This window comes from Diaphorobacter limosus (genome assembly GCF_033100095.1).
GTDB lineage: Bacteria > Pseudomonadota > Gammaproteobacteria > Burkholderiales > Burkholderiaceae_C > Alicycliphilus > Alicycliphilus limosus.
This window is the reverse complement of record NZ_CP136921.1, coordinates 3,666,892-3,681,737: the sequence shown is the minus strand read 5'-3', so window position 1 is coordinate 3,681,737 and position 14,846 is coordinate 3,666,892. Positions and strand designations below refer to the sequence as shown.

General features: G+C 60.0%; 15 protein-coding genes. 1 reads left to right on the top strand and 14 read right to left on the bottom strand.

Annotation, left to right across the window (positions count from 1 at the left end):
• Position 1: 1 nt before the first annotated feature.
• Positions 2-646 carry an ABC transporter ATP-binding protein gene (locus P4826_RS17685; RefSeq protein ID WP_317701661.1) on the bottom strand — a complete coding sequence of 215 codons (645 nt, stop codon included), beginning with the start codon at positions 644-646 and terminating at the stop codon, positions 2-4.
• A gap of 50 nt (positions 647-696) precedes the next feature.
• On the opposite strand from P4826_RS17685, the gene P4826_RS17680 reads away from it, so the two are divergent.
• Complete coding sequence (locus tag P4826_RS17680) at positions 697-1,065, top strand: hypothetical protein (RefSeq protein WP_317701660.1); 369 nt, start codon at positions 697-699, stop codon at positions 1,063-1,065.
• Between the two features lie 24 nt (positions 1,066-1,089).
• On the opposite strand, the gene P4826_RS17675 is transcribed toward P4826_RS17680, so the two are convergent.
• The 13 genes from P4826_RS17675 to P4826_RS17615 are packed head-to-tail and all read right to left on the bottom strand — an operon-like array spanning position 1,090 to position 14,826.
• Positions 1,090-1,557 (bottom strand): DUF1178 family protein, encoded by a 468-nt coding sequence (locus tag P4826_RS17675; RefSeq protein ID WP_317701659.1) that lies wholly within the window; start codon positions 1,555-1,557, stop codon positions 1,090-1,092.
• 11 nt (positions 1,558-1,568) lie between these two features.
• On the bottom strand, positions 1,569-1,886 hold the full coding sequence (locus tag P4826_RS17670) for a DUF2818 family protein (protein ID WP_317701658.1): 318 nt from the start codon (positions 1,884-1,886) through the stop codon (positions 1,569-1,571).
• 19 nt (positions 1,887-1,905) lie between these two features.
• Positions 1,906-3,399 carry an NADH-quinone oxidoreductase subunit NuoN gene (gene nuoN, locus P4826_RS17665; RefSeq protein ID WP_317701657.1) on the bottom strand — a complete coding sequence of 498 codons (1,494 nt, stop codon included), beginning with the start codon at positions 3,397-3,399 and terminating at the stop codon, positions 1,906-1,908.
• Positions 3,400-3,426: 27 nt separating this feature from the next.
• Entirely contained in the window at positions 3,427-4,902 is a 1,476-nt protein-coding gene (locus tag P4826_RS17660) for an NADH-quinone oxidoreductase subunit M (protein ID WP_317701656.1), read from the bottom strand.
• Between the two features lie 13 nt (positions 4,903-4,915).
• Complete coding sequence (nuoL, locus tag P4826_RS17655) at positions 4,916-6,946, bottom strand: NADH-quinone oxidoreductase subunit L (RefSeq protein WP_317701655.1); 2,031 nt, start codon at positions 6,944-6,946, stop codon at positions 4,916-4,918.
• Between the two features lie 32 nt (positions 6,947-6,978).
• Entirely contained in the window at positions 6,979-7,287 is a 309-nt protein-coding gene (nuoK, locus tag P4826_RS17650; RefSeq protein ID WP_317701654.1) for an NADH-quinone oxidoreductase subunit NuoK, read from the bottom strand.
• Complete coding sequence (locus P4826_RS17645; protein WP_317701653.1) at positions 7,284-7,952, bottom strand: NADH-quinone oxidoreductase subunit J; 669 nt, start codon at positions 7,950-7,952, stop codon at positions 7,284-7,286. The genes nuoK and P4826_RS17645 overlap by 4 nt, the downstream gene beginning before the upstream one ends.
• 43 nt (positions 7,953-7,995) lie before the next feature.
• Positions 7,996-8,508, bottom strand: coding sequence for an NADH-quinone oxidoreductase subunit NuoI (gene nuoI / locus P4826_RS17640; protein ID WP_317701652.1), 513 nt, complete (start codon positions 8,506-8,508; stop codon positions 7,996-7,998).
• 15 nt (positions 8,509-8,523) lie between these two features.
• On the bottom strand, positions 8,524-9,600 hold the full coding sequence (nuoH, locus tag P4826_RS17635) for an NADH-quinone oxidoreductase subunit NuoH (protein ID WP_317701651.1): 1,077 nt from the start codon (positions 9,598-9,600) through the stop codon (positions 8,524-8,526).
• Positions 9,597-11,717: an NADH-quinone oxidoreductase subunit NuoG gene (nuoG, locus tag P4826_RS17630; RefSeq protein ID WP_317701650.1), complete on the bottom strand. Its 2,121-nt coding sequence runs from the start codon at positions 11,715-11,717 to the stop codon at positions 9,597-9,599. The genes nuoH and nuoG overlap by 4 nt, the downstream gene beginning before the upstream one ends.
• Positions 11,718-11,726: 9 nt before the next feature.
• Positions 11,727-13,088: an NADH-quinone oxidoreductase subunit NuoF gene (nuoF, locus tag P4826_RS17625; RefSeq protein ID WP_317701649.1), complete on the bottom strand. Its 1,362-nt coding sequence runs from the start codon at positions 13,086-13,088 to the stop codon at positions 11,727-11,729.
• Entirely contained in the window at positions 13,085-13,576 is a 492-nt protein-coding gene (nuoE, locus tag P4826_RS17620; protein ID WP_317701648.1) for an NADH-quinone oxidoreductase subunit NuoE, read from the bottom strand. The genes nuoF and nuoE overlap by 4 nt, the downstream gene beginning before the upstream one ends.
• On the bottom strand, positions 13,573-14,826 hold the full coding sequence (locus P4826_RS17615; protein WP_317701647.1) for an NADH-quinone oxidoreductase subunit D: 1,254 nt from the start codon (positions 14,824-14,826) through the stop codon (positions 13,573-13,575). Before P4826_RS17615 ends, nuoE begins: the two co-directional genes overlap by 4 nt.
• Positions 14,827-14,846: the final 20 nt, after the last annotated feature.

The window sequence follows — 14,846 nt, the reverse complement described above, 5'->3', positions numbered from 1 at the left end:
TCTACAGCGCTATCCTGGCGCACCAGGGCAGGTCTCCCAGTGCGTCGTAGTGCGCGACGAGTACCGCACGCCCTGGCCAGCGCGACGCGCGGGCCTCAGCCTCCAGTGCCTGCAGCAGATAGCTGATCGATGGTTTATCCAACGCTGCCAACGGCTCGTCCAGCAAGGTCAGCACGGCGCCGCTGGCCAGGGCTGCAGCCAGCAGCACCTTGCGCTGGCTGCCGCTGGAGAGCTGATACATGGGCTTGTGCAGGTGCATTGCCAGGCCAAAACCGGCGACATGTGCGCGCCAGGCTTCGCCTGACCAGCGCGGATGGTGCGCAGGCAGCTGCTCCACCCATGTCAGCGGTGTCAATGTGTCCGGCCAGGGCGCACGCGGATCGCGCCAGAACACCTGGGCGCGATATTCCGCCGGTTGCCGCACGGCATCCATCCCGAGCAATGTCACACTCCCCGCCTGCGGCGCAGTTTCGCCGGCAAACAGGCGCAACAGGCTGGTTTTGCCCGTTCCATCGCCCCCTTGTATCAGGGATAGCCCGGCTGGAAAATCTGCACTCCAATCCTGGAACAGGCTGTGTCCAGGGAACCCGAACCCCAGGCCCTGCACATGCAGCACGGGTGCGTTGCTGGTGGGTTGCGACGACATGGTCAGCACCTTTCGTTTTATCGTCTACGGGACGGCATCTGCCGCACGTCATGAAGCTGCATTTTCTCGATTTTGACTACAGCGAAGACGCAGAAGGCACGGCCACCTGGGACGCCATCGCTGCCATACCCGCAGCGCGCATGAGTGAGCTGGAGCACGAGATCATCAGCGTGCTGGCCTGGGCGCATGCGGAATATGGTGAGCTGCGCGGCCCCCTGGAATCCGGTGGTCTTTGGGATTACGACCTGCAGTGCGAGCGTGATGGCCACCCTCTGCTGGCGATGAGCTATAACACCGAAACCCGGCGACTGGAGCCATTGCCGCAGTTGCCGCCTGATGCACGCGTGGCCCTGACTCTGTCACTATGCGGCGGCCAGGCGTTTGACGAGGCCTTTGCGGCGCGTTTCGGCGCCGCATAGTCCAAACCAGCGCCCCTTGCCTGCTTATTGCAGAGATTCTGTAGCCGCGTCTGGCAGCAGCAATGGCAGCACGGCAATCCCCTCATCCAGCAACTCTGCCGTTTCTCCTGGAGAGGCCTGGCCCCGAATGGGGCGCTCCTCGATCTCACCGTAATGCATGCGCCGGGCCTCGACAGCAAAGCGTTGCCCGACATCCTCGGTGCGCGCCACAATCTGCCGGGCCATATGCAGCCAGGCCGCGTGCATCGCCTGGGGTGTCACGGCCCCGTTGGTGGCTTGCACTGGCTGAGTTGGCTGGGACGCCTGAGATCCGGCATCAGAAGACGAGCGCAGATTCAGGCGTGGCGCGCTTAACCCCTTGCGAATATGGGCATTGCCACACAGGGGGCATTGCACCAGACCACGCGCCAACTGACTCTGAAAGTCGTCCTCGCTACCAAACCAGCCCTCGAAGGCATGGTCATCGGCGCAAAACAAATCCAGAACCTTCATGACACACCCGTTCAGTGTGCAGGGCGCCTGCCACGATGCATCAGATAGCGGTAGACGAATCCGGGAAATGCCAAGGTGATGAACAAGGCACCGGTCACGGCATAGAACTCCCAGCCTTGAGGCGCAATCTGTCCGGCGCGCTTTTCGATCAGCAGCGCCAGCGCACCCACCAGAAAGTACAGCAGCAGCAGTTCGAGCGCACGCGCAAAGAATGGTTTGCCCTGGTGTGCCCGCGCTCCGACCACCAACCAACGGTCATTGATAAAAGGTAGATTGGCCGCCACAAGGGCGGCCAAGATCACCAGCCAAATGGCTGCAGTCTGGGTCATGGGTTGAACAATACGCCCATCAGGTCGCCAATGCGCGCACGATGGCGTCAGCACACAAGGCCATCAAGCCACCTGGAAGAACGCCCAGAATCAGCACCAAGGCGCCATTGATGGAAAGAACCACGCGCGCATCGAAGGGCGCCGACACCTTGCCAGCCGTGAGCGGCGCATCGAAATACATGACCTTGACTACGCGCAGGTAGTAGAAGGCGCCAATCAACGACATGACGACGGCAAACACCGCCAGGGCCACATGCAGGCCATGGCCAGACGCTACCAGCGCCTGCAGCACCGACAGCTTGGCGTAAAAACCCACCAGTGGTGGAATGCCTGCCAGCGAGAACATGCAGACCGCCATCACGGCTGCGTACAGCGGGCTGCGCTGGTTCAGGCCAGCCAGGTCGGCGATTTCCTCACTCTCGAAACCTTCGCGTGCGAGCATGGCAATCAGGCCAAAGGCAGGCAGCACGGTCAGCACATAGGTGACGATGTAGAACATGGCCGAGCTGTAGGCGGTTTCGGCAGCATTGGCATCCACCATGCCGTTGACCACTCCCGACAACAGGCCCAGAAACAGGAAACCCATGTGCGAAATGGTCGAATAGGCCAGCATGCGCTTCAGATTAGTCTGCAACACACCGGCCACGTTGCCCACGAGCAATGAGGCGATGGCCAGCACTGCCAGCATCTGTTGCCAGTCAATCGCCAGCGGCAGCAGGCCATCGACCAGGAGGCGAATCGCCATGGCAAAGGCCGCAAACTTGGGTGCGCTACCGATGATCAGCGTGACCACCGTGGGTGCACCCTGATAGACGTCAGGAATCCACATGTGGAACGGCACAGCACCGAATTTGAAGGCCAGGCCGGCGACGATGAAGACCACGCCAAACACCAGTACCTGGTGACGAATCTGGCCCGCATTGATGGCCTTGAACACCTGGCCGATGTCCAGGGAACCGGTGGCGCCATAGACCATGGACAGGCCATAGAGCAGAAAGCCACTGGCCATGGCACCGAGCACGAAGTACTTCATCGCGGCCTCGGTGGCCGTGGTGTGATCACGGCGCAGCGCAACCAGCGCATAGCTGGACAGCGTGAGCAATTCCAGGCCCAGATAGATCACGATGAAGTTATTGGCCGAAATCAGCACGCAAATGCCCAGCAGCGCAAGCATGGTCAGCGTGAAAAGCTCGCCTCCACGCAACATGCCGCGGTCAAGCGCATAGGAACGGCCATAAACCAGCGTCACCATCAGTGACACTGTGGCAAAGCACTTGAGCCAGTTACCCATGGCATCGCTGACCACCATGTTGCCCCAGCCATAGAAGGTGTTGCCACTGCTGGCATACATGGCCTGCATAACGGCAACCACGGCCAGAGAAAGCATGGTCAGCACATAGGTCGCCGTGCGTCGCGTACTTCCCACGCCCAGATCTACCAGCGCAATCACGCAGGCCATGACCAGCAGCACGATCTCAGGGTAAATCGCCAACCAGCTGATGTTGTCAATCATCTTGTATCTCTCGCTTCGCTAGTCCGGTCAGTTCAGCTTGGTTTGCGCCACATGCTTGAGCAGCTCCGCCACCGACACATCCATCACATCGGTAAAGGGCTTGGGATAAATGCCCATGTAGAGCACGGCGATCGCCAGCACGCCCAACACCAGGAATTCACGCCCATTCAGGTCGGTCATGGCACGGACGTTGTCATTGGTCACGGGGCCCAGATAGACCCGTTTGTACATCCACAGCGAGTAGCTGGCACCCAGGATCACGGCAATCGCAGCACCCAGGCCAATCCAGAAATTGAAACGCACCGAGGCAATGATCACCATCCACTCGCCAACGAAACCAGCCGTTGCAGGCAGACCGCAATTGGCCATGGAGAACAGCAGCGCAAACGCCGCAAACTTGGGCATGGTGTTGACCACGCCGCCGTAGTCTGCAATCTGGCGGGAATGCACGCGGTCATACAACACGCCAATGCACAGGAACATGGCGCCCGACACGAAGCCGTGGGCAATCATCTGCGCCAGCCCTCCAGACACGCCAAGGTCGTTGAAAATGAAGAAGCCCAGCGTGACAAAGCCCATGTGTGCCACGGACGAATAGGCCACGAGTTTTTTCATGTCCTTTTGCACGATGGCCACGAGGCCGACGTAGATCACCGCTATCAGCGACAGGGTGATCATCAGCCAGGCCCATTCATGCGCGGCGTCGGGAGCGATCGGCAGTGAGAAGCGCAGGAAGCCATAAGCACCCAGCTTCAGCATGATGGCCGCCAGCACTGCGGAACCACCGGTGGGCGCTTCGACGTGCACGTCGGGCAACCAGGTATGCACCGGCCACATCGGCACCTTGACGGCAAAGGCCGCGAACAACGCAAAGAACAACAATGTCTGCGCGGTGCCGCCCAGCGGCAGCTTGTGCCAGGCAGCGATATCAAAGCTGCCACCTGCCTGGTTGTACAGGTAGATGAAGGCAACCAGCGTCAGCAGCGAGCCCAGCAAGGTATACAGGAAGAACTTGAACGCCGCGTAGATCTTGTTCGGCCCACCCCACATGCCGATGATCAGGTACATCGGTATCAGCGTGGCTTCAAAGAACACATAGAACAGCATGCCGTCGAGTGCGGAGAACACACCGATCATCAGTCCCGACAGAATCAGGAAGGCCGCCATGTACTGGTAGACACGCTCGGTGATGGACTCCCACGAAGCGATGACCACGATCACGGTAATGAAGGCCGTCAATGGTACGAACCACATCGAGATGCCATCCACGCCCAGGTGGTAGTGCATGTTGAAGCGCGCGACCCAGGGGGCCTTTTCAACGAACTGCATGGCTGCAGTACCGGCATCAAACCCGCTGATCAGCGGAATCGTTACCGCCAGGCCCAACAGGGAGCCGATCAGCGCCAGCCAGCGCACGGTACGCGCATGCTTGTCGCAACCGAACGCCAGAAGCAGGACGCCAAAAACGATGGGCGTCCAAATGGCAAGACTCAACAAACCCATTTGTTATTTGCTCCTATTTGTTGAGCCAGACGAAATACGTCATGAGGGCGAAGACACCCAGGATCATGAACAGTGCGTAGTGGTACAGGAAACCGGACTGCACACGCCGGACTGCGGCAGAAATACGCGCCACCAGCTTCCACGAACCGTTCACGATGGCGCCGTCGATCAACCCCTGGTCACCACCCTTCCACAGAACCACACCCAGCAGGCGCGTGCCGGCTGCAATGATGTTCTCGTTGATCCAGTCCATGTAGTACTTGTTCTCGAGCAAGGTGTAGATGGGCTGAAACACACGCTTGATCGCCGCCGGCAGCGCCGGATTGACGATGTACATGTAGTAAGACAGCGCAACACCCGCCAGAGCCAGCCAGAACGGCGCCGTCTGCAATGCATGCACGGCCATGGCCACAGGGCCGTGGAACATCTGCGCCAGTTGCGCCATCGCCGCATGCTTGGAGCCGTCGACAAAGATCACGTCCTTGAAGAAGTCGCCAAACAGCATGGGCTGGATGTACATGAAACCGATCACCACCGAAGGGATGGCCAGCAACACCAGCGGCACCGTCACCACCCATGGCGACTCATGTGGCTTGGAATGGTCGTCATGGTGATGGTGCGGATCGGGTTCTTCCTGCGCCTCATGGGCATCAGGGTTCTGGTCGTAGCGCTCCTTGCCATGGAAGACCAGGAAGTACATCCGGAACGAATAGAACGCGGTGACAAACACCCCCGCCATGACCGCAAAATGTGCAAAGCCGGCAGCCGGCAGCTGGCTGAAGTGCACGGCCTCGATGATGTTTTCCTTGGAATAAAAGCCGGAGAACAGAGGTGTGCCAATCAGTGCCAACGAGCCGAGCAGCGAGGTGATCCAGGTGATAGGCATGTACTTGCGTACGCCGCCCATCCAGCGGATATCCTGGTTGTGGTGCATGCCCATGATGACCGAGCCGGCACCCAGAAACAGCAAGGCCTTGAAGAAAGCGTGCGTCATCAGGTGGAACACCGCGACCGAATAGGCGGATGCCCCCAGCGCCACGGTCATGTAACCGAGTTGCGACAGCGTGGAGTAGGCCACCACGCGCTTGATGTCGTTCTGAATGATGCCCAGGAAGCCCATGAACAGGGCCGTGATGGAGCCGATGACCAGGATGAAGTTCAGGGCAGCATCGGACAGCTCGAACAGTGGCGACATGCGCGAGACCATGAAGATGCCCGCCGTCACCATGGTGGCGGCGTGGATCAGCGCAGAAATCGGCGTCGGACCTTCCATGGAGTCAGGCAGCCAGACATGCAGCGGGAACTGGGCCGACTTGCCCATGGCGCCAATGAACAGACAAATGCAGATGACGGTGATCAGCATCCAGTCGGTGCCAGGAAACACCAAGGCACCCAACTCCTGCTTCTTGGCAAACACCTCGGCGTAGTCAAAGCTGCCGGCATAGGCCGCAATCAGGCCGATGCCCAGGATGAACCCGAAGTCACCGACACGGTTGACCAGGAAGGCCTTCATGTTCGCGAAGATGGCCGTTGGCTTGTTGAACCAGAAACCGATCAGCAGGTAGGACACGAGGCCCACGGCTTCCCAACCAAAGAACAGCTGCAGCATGTTGTTGCTCATCACGAGCATCAGCATGGAGAAGGTAAACAGCGAGATGTAGGAGAAGAAACGGTTGTAGCCCTCGTCTTCCTCCATGTAGCCAATGGTGTAGATGTGCACCATCAGCGACACAAAGGTCACCACGCACATCATCATCGCCGTCAGGCCGTCGATCAGAAAGCCGACCTCCATCTTCAGGCCGCCAACCACCATCCACGTATAGAGGGTTTCGTTAAGGCGTGCGCCATCCACGGCCACGCTGTACAGCGTGGACGCGGAGATCAGGAAGGACACCAGCACGCCCAGAATGGTCAGCGTGTGCGAGATGCGGCGGCCGAACCAGTTGCCACCAAAGGCCGTGCCAAAAAGGCCTGCCAGCAGGGAGCCGGCCAACGGTGCCAAGGGCACAGCCAGCAGCGTCGAAGCAGAAAGGGTTTGACTCATTCTTGAGAACCTTGCAAGTACCGGTTAGCCCATCAACCCTTGAGGGTGTTGAGATCTTCCGCATTGATGCTGTTCTTGTTACGGAACAACAGCACCAAAATGGCCAAGCCAATGGCCGCTTCGGCGGCCGCCACGGTAAGGATGAAGAACACGAATACCTGACCGTGCATGTCGCCCAGGTAGTGCGAAAACGCGACAAAGTTCATGTTCACCGCCAGCAGCATCAACTCGATCGCCATCAGCAGCACGATCAGGTTCTTGCGGTTCAGGAAAATACCGACCACCGCCAGGGCAAACAGCATTGCCCCCAGCGTCAGAAAATGGCCCAGGGTCAATGTCATGCCTTGTTCTCCTCTGCACTGATATCGCCGTCTGCCAAGGGTTGTGCTGCCTGCGTGACCGGCATCTTCACCACGACCAGACGATCACTAGCGCGGGCACGCACCTGGGCCGTGACATCGCTGGCCTTGACGTCCTTGCGTTGGCGCAGCGTAAGGGCAATAGCGGAAATCATGGCCACCAGCAGAATCACGGCAGCGATCTCCACCGGATACAGATATTCGGTGTACATCAGTTTGCCCAATGCCTGGGTATTGGAATACGGCACCACCTGTCCGGCCGCATTGACCAGAGTCGCGACGGCCTTGGGTTCTTCCACTCCACGGAAGCCGGTCATCAGCACCGCACCCATTTCAAACGCCACCAGGGCACCTATCAGGGCAGCCAAGGGGAAATGCTTCCAAAATCCACGACGCACTGCGTCGATACGAATGTCCAGCATCATCACCACGAACAGGAACAGCACCATCACTGCCCCCAGGTACACCAGCACCAAGGCAATGGCAAGGAACTCGGCCTTCAATAGCAGCCACAAACCGGCAGCTTGGGAAAAGGCCAGAATCAAATGCAACACGGCATGCACGGGATTGCGCGCCGTGATCACCCGGAAGGCCGCGTACAGCAGCACTACCGAGAACAGGTAGAAGAATCCGGTTTTAACGTCCATGGATCGGGTCTTTTCAAAAGTTCAGGTGTGATGCGTCACCCGATCAACGGTATTTCGCGTCCGCCGCCTTGGCCGCCGCGATCTCGGGTTCATAGCGATCGCCCACAGCCAGCAGCATTTCCTTGGTGAAATACAGGTCACCCCGTTTTTCGCCGTGGTATTCGAGGATCTGCGTCTCCACGATCGAATCCACCGGGCAGCTTTCTTCGCAAAAACCACAAAAAATGCACTTGGTCAGGTCGATGTCATAGCGCGTGGTACGGCGCGTGCCATCGGCACGCACATCGGACTCGATAGTGATGGCCATCGCCGGGCACACGGCCTCGCACAGCTTGCAGGCGATGCAACGCTCTTCGCCGTTGTCGTAACGGCGCAGCGCGTGCAAGCCACGAAAGCGCGGCGACAAAGGCGTCTTTTCTTCGGGAAACTGAACCGTGACCTTGCCACGGAAGGCATAGCGCCCGGTCAGCACCATGCCCTTGGCCAATTCCCAGAGCATGAAGCTCTTGAAGAAATCCTTGAGAGAAAAAGATGCAGGAGCAACAACAGCAGACATGAATGGTGTCCCCGCTTATTTCCAAATATTCCAGGGCGACAGCAACCAGGCGCCCACGACCAGCACCCACACCAGGGTCACCGGGATGAAGATCTTCCAGCCCAGACGCATGATCTGGTCATAGCGATAGCGCGGGAAGGTGGCGCGGATCCAGATGAACATGGATACCACCACAAAGGTCTTGATGCCAAGCCAGATCCAGCCCGGAATGAAGCCGAGGGCGTCGACTGGCGGCAACCAGCCCCCCAGGAACATGATCACTGCCAGGATGGACACCAGCCACATGGCTGCATATTCAGCCAGGAAGAAGATGGCAAAGCCCATACCCGAATATTCGACCATGTGACCAGCCACGATCTCCGCCTCGCCTTCCACCACGTCAAACGGATGGCGGTTGGTTTCGGCAACCCCCGAAATCAGATACACGAGGAAGATGGGCAGCAAAGGCAGCCAATTCCAGGACAGGAAGCCCAACCCGATGCCAGCCATGGTGCCGCGAGCCTGCCCCAACACAATCTCGGTCAGGTTCATGCTGCCCGTCACCATGATCACCACCACAAAGCAAAAGCCCATGGCGATTTCATAGCTGACCATCTGTGCGGAAGCGCGCAATGCGCCAAGCAAGGCGTACTTGGAGTTGGATGCCCAGCCTGCAATGATCACGCCATAAACCTCTATCGAGGCAATGGCCATGACCAGCAGCAATCCGGCGTTGATATTGGCCAAGGCCGTATCCGGCGCGAAAGGCACCACCACCCAGGCTGCCAGGGCCGGCATGATGGCCATGACCGGGCCCAGGAAGAACAGACCCTTGCTCGCAGCCGTGGGTTGGATCACTTCCTTGGTAAGCAGCTTCAGACCGTCGGCCAGGGGCTGCAGCAGGCCCAGGGGACCAACCCGATTGGGCCCAAGGCGCGCCTGCATGAAACCCAGCAGCTTGCGTTCCCACAAGGTGAGGTAAGCGACTGCCCCCATCAGCGGCGCCAGCACGCAAACGATCTTGATCAGATTCCAGATCACCGGCCAGCCCATGCTGGTCCACCAGCTTGCGGCGACCAGGTTCAAGCCCCCGTTGTAAATCGCGTCAATCATGCAACGACTCCTTCACGTGCCGCACGTGCGTCGGCGGTCAGTTGCAGCGCTGGCGCACGACGCACCAGGCCATCGAGCTGGTAAATGCTGGCCACCACAGGCGCAGCCGCCGGCCCGTGTGCCACGTCGATGGCCGCCTTGGTGGCATTGCTCAGTTGCTGAGAAGTCAACTGCTCCAAGCCGGCCGTGGCCTGGTTCAGTACATCCTGCGAGGACTCAAACTCCACACCCGGCAGAGCCATGATGTTGGCGAGCACGCGCAACACCTTCCAGGCGGGACGCGTCTCACCCAGCGGGCGCACGACGGCATGGAAACTCTGCACCCGGCCTTCGGCGTTGACAAAACTGCCGGAGGTTTCAGTGAACGGAGCTATGGGCAGCAGTACGTCGCTGATGTCCATATTCGTTTTGAACGGACTCAATGTCACCACCATGTCCACGTCCGCCAGCCCCCGGGCCGCATTGGCACCCGCTGCGGAGTCGAACTCGGGCTCGGTATTCAGCAGGAACAAGGCCTTCACCTGCCCCGCCAGCATTTGTGCGGCATTGAGGCCGCCCTGGCGTGGTTGTGCGCCGACGAACTGGGCACCAACGGTGTTCGCCGCCTCGCTCAGATAGCCGAAGGTGGCACCGGTTGCCTGTGCAATCCACTGCGCGAGTGCCAGCAGACTGGATGCCTGAGCGTGGTGGGCGGCGGCATTGCCAAGCAAGATGGCCTTGCGTTCACCGCTGAGCAGTGCGCGGGCAATGGCCAGCGCCTCATCGTTTGCCTTGCCGGACACGACCGGCGCCACAGTACCCTTTTCTTGCGCCACGGCGGCCGCAACATCGGCCAAAGCTTGCGTCCAATCAGCGGATGCCACTACGGATTGTGTCGCAGGCAAAGCCCAGTCATATGCCATGGCATTGATGGCAAATACCTTGCAACCCTTGCGCGCTGCCTGGCGGATGCGCTGGGCGAACAGCGGGTGATCCTTGCGCAGGTTGGAGCCCAGTACCAGTACCGACTGCAGGTCGGTCAGTGCCGCGATGGGCATGCCGAGCCAGCGAACCCCCTCGGGTGTGGCGAACTCGGCGTGGCGCAGGCGGTGGTCGATGTTGTCGCTGCCCAGCCCACGCACCAGTGTCGCTGCCAGGTGCAACTCTTCCAGCGTGCTGTGCGGGCTGACCAACGCGCCAATGGCCGAAGCGCCATGTTTGTCGCGTACGCATTTCAAACCATTCGCCACATACTCCAGCGCCGTCTGCCAATCGACCTCCTGCCACTGACCACCCTGCTTGAGCATGGGGCGCTGCAGACGATCGTCACCATTCAGTGCTTCATAGGAGAAGCGGTCGCGGTCGGCAATCCAGCACTCGTTGACGGCCTCGTTCTCCAGGGGCACGACGCGCATCACCTTGTGGTTCTTGATCTGCACCACGAGGTTGGCACCCGTGGAGTCATGCGGTGAAATCGACTTGCGGCGAGACAACTCCCAGGTGCGGGCGCTGTAGCGGAAGGGCTTGCTGGTGAGCGCACCCACCGGGCAGATGTCGATCATGTTGCCCGAGAGTTCCGAATCGACCGTGTCACCCTTGACAGTCGTGATCTCCGAATGCTCCCCGCGGTTGATCATTCCCAGCTCCATGTCGCCGCCAATCTCCTGGCCAAAGCGCACGCAACGGGTGCAGTGGATGCAACGGGTCATCTCCTCGGTGGAGATGAGCGGCCCTATGTCCTTCTTGAGAACCACGCGTTTTTCTTCACCGTAACGCGAGGCCGAAGCGCCATAGCCCACGGCCAAGTCTTGCAGCTGGCATTCGCCGCCCTGGTCGCAGATCGGGCAATCAAGCGGGTGATTGATGAGCAGGAACTCCATCACCGATTGCTGCGCCTTGATGGCCTTGTCACTCTTGGTGCGCACGATCATGCCCTGGGTCACCGGCGTGGCGCAGGCCGGCATGGGCTTGGGCGCCTTCTCGATGTCCACCAGACACATGCGACAGTTGGCCGCGATGGAGAGCTTCTTGTGGTAGCAGAAATGGGGAATATAAGTGCCCGACTTTTCAGCAGCATGCATGACCATGCTGCCCTCGGCAACCTCCACCTTCTGACCGTCCAGTTCAATTTCAACCATATGCTTTTCTCACACGCGGGCGGCGGAGGTGCCCTGCTTGACCGCGGCCTCGATCTTGGCCACGAACTCGTGGCGGAAATGCTTGATCATGGCGCGCACAGGCATGGCAGCCGCGTCGCCCAGCGCACAGATGGTGCGCCCCATGATGTTGAACGCCACGTTGTCGAGCAGCTCGATGTCTTCCTCGCGGCCCTGGCCGTGCTGGATGCGGTGCACCACGCGCCACAGCCAGCCCGTGCCCTCGCGGCAGGGTGTGCACTGACCGCATGATTCGTGCATGTAGAAATAGGATAGACGCACCAGCGACTCGACCATGTCACGCGAATCGTCCATGACGATCACTGCGCCCGAACCCAGCATGGAGCCGGCCTTGGCGATGGAGTCGTAGTCCATGGTGCAGTCCATCATGATGGAAGCAGGCAACACGGGCGAGGAAGAGCCGCCGGGAATCACCGCCTTGAGCTGGCGCCCCTTGCGCACGCCGCCTGCGAGTTCGAGCAGCTTGGCAAACGGCGTGCCCAGCGGAATCTCGTAGTTGCCGGGGCGCTCGACGTCACCCGAGACCGAGAAGATCTTGGTGCCTCCGTTGTTCGGCTTGCCGCATTCCAGATAGGCCTGACCACCATTCCTGATGATCCAGGGCACGGCCGCAAAGGTCTCGGTGTTGTTGATGGTGGTCGGCTTGCCGTATAGACCAAAGCTGGCCGGGAACGGCGGCTTGAAGCGCGGCTGTCCCTTCTTGCCTTCGAGCGACTCGAGCAGCGCGGTTTCCTCGCCGCAGATGTAGGCGCCAAAGCCGTGGTGCGCGTGCAGCTGGAAGCTGAAGGCGCTGCCCATGATGTTGTTACCCAGGTAGCCGGCGGCGCGCGCCTCTTCCAGGGCGGCCTCGAAGCGTTCGTAGACCTGAAAAATTTCGCCGTGGATGTAGTTGTAACCCAGCGAGATACCCATCGCGTACGCGGCAATGATCATGCCCTCGATGACGATGTGCGGGTTGAACATCAGGATGTCGCGGTCCTTGCAGGTGCCCGGCTCGCCCTCATCGGAGTTGCACACCAGATGCTTCTGCCCAGGAAACTGACGCGGCATGAAGCTCCACTTCAGCCCCGTGGGAAAACCCGCGCCGCCACGACCGCGCAGGCCGGATTCCTTGACCGTGGCAATCACCTGATCCTGCGTCAGGCCTTCCCCGCCATCCTTGCCGAGGATCTTGCGCAGTGCCGCATAACCACCGCGCGCTTCGTAATCCTTGATGCTCCAGTTGCCGCCATTCAAGTCCGCGTAGATCTGCGGGTTGATGTGACGGTCATGGAAGCAGGTCTGAACGCCCGTGGCCTGAAACTGCGACAGGACTTGTGCGACCGTGGTCATTGCTGGCCCTCCGCAGCGCGCAAGCCGTCGACCAATTGGTCGAGCTTGTCGTTGTCCATGAAACTGCACATGTGACGGTCACTCACCAGCATGGCCGGCGCGTCCGCACAGGCACCCAGGCATTCGCATTGCTGCAGGGTGAACATGCCGTCCGGCGTGGTCTCTCCCATCTCGATTCCGAGCTTGGCTTCAAGGTGATGCAGGGCCTGGTTGCCGCCACGCAGCTGGCACGGCAAATTGGTGCACACCGCCAGCTTGTACTTGCCCACGGGTTGCTGGTTGTACATGTTGTAGAAGGTCGTGACTTCATGCACAGCAATCTCGGGCATGCCCAGGTAGTCGGCAATCACGGCTTCGTTTTCCTGGCTGACCCAGCCCTGCTCCTGCTGCACGATGGACAGGCAGGCCATGACGGCGGACTGCTTCTGTTCAGGCGGGTACTTGGCTACTTCGCGCGCAAAGCGCGCCTTGGTCGCTTCGGTAATCATCGGTCAATCTCTCCGAACACGATATCCATGGTGCCGATGACGGCCACGGCATCGGCAATCATGTGGCCGCGCGTCAACTCGTCATATGCCGACAGGTGGGCAAACCCAGGGGCGCGGATCTTCAGGCGATATGGCTTGTTGGCACCATCACTCACGATGTAGATGCCAAATTCACCCTTGGGGTGCTCGACCGCGGCATAGGCCTCGCCCTCGGGCACCTTGAAGCCCTCGGAGAACAACTTGAAGTGGTGGATCAGATCCTCCATGCCGGTCTTCATGCGCTCGCGCGGCGGGGGTGCCACCTTGTAGTTGTCCACAATGACCGGGCCCGGGTTGGCACGCAGCCACTTCGCGCATTGCTGAATGATGCGGTTGGACTGGCGCATTTCTTCCACGCGCACCAGGTAGCGATCGTAACAGTCGCCGTTCTTGCCCAGCGGGACATCGAAATCGACGCGGTCGTAAGCGTCGTAGGGTTGCTTCTTGCGCAAATCCCAGGCTACGCCGGAGCCGCGCAGCATCACACCGGTCATGCCCAGATTCAGGGCGCGCTCGGCCGAGACCACGCCAATGCCCACGGTGCGCTGCTTCCAGATGCGGTTCTCGGTCAGCAGGGTTTCGTATTCATCCACCAGGTTGGGGAACTTGGCGCAGAAGTCCTCGATGTAGTCCAGCAGCGAGCCCTGGCGGTTGCTGTTGAATTGCTCCGTGGCCTTGGCACTGCGCACCTTGCTGGGCTTGAGTTGCGCCATGCTGTCAGGCAGGTCGCGGTACACCCCACCCGGGCGATAGTAGGCGGCATGCATGCGCGCGCCAGACACAGCCTCGTACATATCGAACAAGACCTCGCGCTCGCGGAAGGTGTACATGAGCACGGTGGATGCGCCCAAATCCATACCATTCGAGCCCAGCCACATCAGGTGGTTGAGCAGGCGCGTGATCTCGCCAAACATGGTGCGAATGTACTTGGCGCGCAGCGGTACCTCGATACCCAGCAGCTTCTCTATGGCCAGGCAGTAGGCCTGTTCGTTGCACATCATGGACACGTAGTCCAGCCTGTCCATATAGGGCAACGACTGGATATAGGTCTTGTGCTCGGCGAGCTTCTCGGTCGCACGATGGAGCAGGCCCACATGGGGGTCGGCACGCTGCACCACCTCGCCGTCGAGTTCCAGCACCAGGCGCAACACACCGTGCGCGGCAGGATGCTGCGGCCCGAAGTTCAGGGAGTAGTTCTTGATATCAGCCATGTTCAAACACCTGGGCAGCG

Bases quoted from the DNA above. Each gene is read 5' to 3' on its own strand.
- P4826_RS17685 (WP_317701661.1), bottom strand. From the start codon at position 646: ATGTCGTCGCAACCCACCAGCAACGCACCCGTGCTGCATGTGCAGGGC.
- P4826_RS17680 (WP_317701660.1), top strand. From the start codon at position 697: ATGAAGCTGCATTTTCTCGATTTTGACTACAGCGAAGACGCAGAAGGC.
- P4826_RS17675 (WP_317701659.1), bottom strand. From the start codon at position 1,557: ATGAAGGTTCTGGATTTGTTTTGCGCCGATGACCATGCCTTCGAGGGC.
- P4826_RS17670 (WP_317701658.1), bottom strand. From the start codon at position 1,886: ATGACCCAGACTGCAGCCATTTGGCTGGTGATCTTGGCCGCCCTTGTG.
- nuoN (WP_317701657.1), bottom strand. From the start codon at position 3,399: ATGATTGACAACATCAGCTGGTTGGCGATTTACCCTGAGATCGTGCTG.
- P4826_RS17660 (WP_317701656.1), bottom strand. From the start codon at position 4,902: ATGGGTTTGTTGAGTCTTGCCATTTGGACGCCCATCGTTTTTGGCGTC.
- nuoL (WP_317701655.1), bottom strand. From the start codon at position 6,946: ATGAGTCAAACCCTTTCTGCTTCGACGCTGCTGGCTGTGCCCTTGGCA.
- nuoK (WP_317701654.1), bottom strand. From the start codon at position 7,287: ATGACATTGACCCTGGGCCATTTTCTGACGCTGGGGGCAATGCTGTTT.
- P4826_RS17645 (WP_317701653.1), bottom strand. From the start codon at position 7,952: ATGGACGTTAAAACCGGATTCTTCTACCTGTTCTCGGTAGTGCTGCTG.
- nuoI (WP_317701652.1), bottom strand. From the start codon at position 8,508: ATGTCTGCTGTTGTTGCTCCTGCATCTTTTTCTCTCAAGGATTTCTTC.
- nuoH (WP_317701651.1), bottom strand. From the start codon at position 9,600: ATGATTGACGCGATTTACAACGGGGGCTTGAACCTGGTCGCCGCAAGC.
- nuoG (WP_317701650.1), bottom strand. From the start codon at position 11,717: ATGGTTGAAATTGAACTGGACGGTCAGAAGGTGGAGGTTGCCGAGGGC.
- nuoF (WP_317701649.1), bottom strand. From the start codon at position 13,088: ATGACCACGGTCGCACAAGTCCTGTCGCAGTTTCAGGCCACGGGCGTT.
- nuoE (WP_317701648.1), bottom strand. From the start codon at position 13,576: ATGATTACCGAAGCGACCAAGGCGCGCTTTGCGCGCGAAGTAGCCAAG.
- P4826_RS17615 (WP_317701647.1), bottom strand. From the start codon at position 14,826: ATGGCTGATATCAAGAACTACTCCCTGAACTTCGGGCCGCAGCATCCT.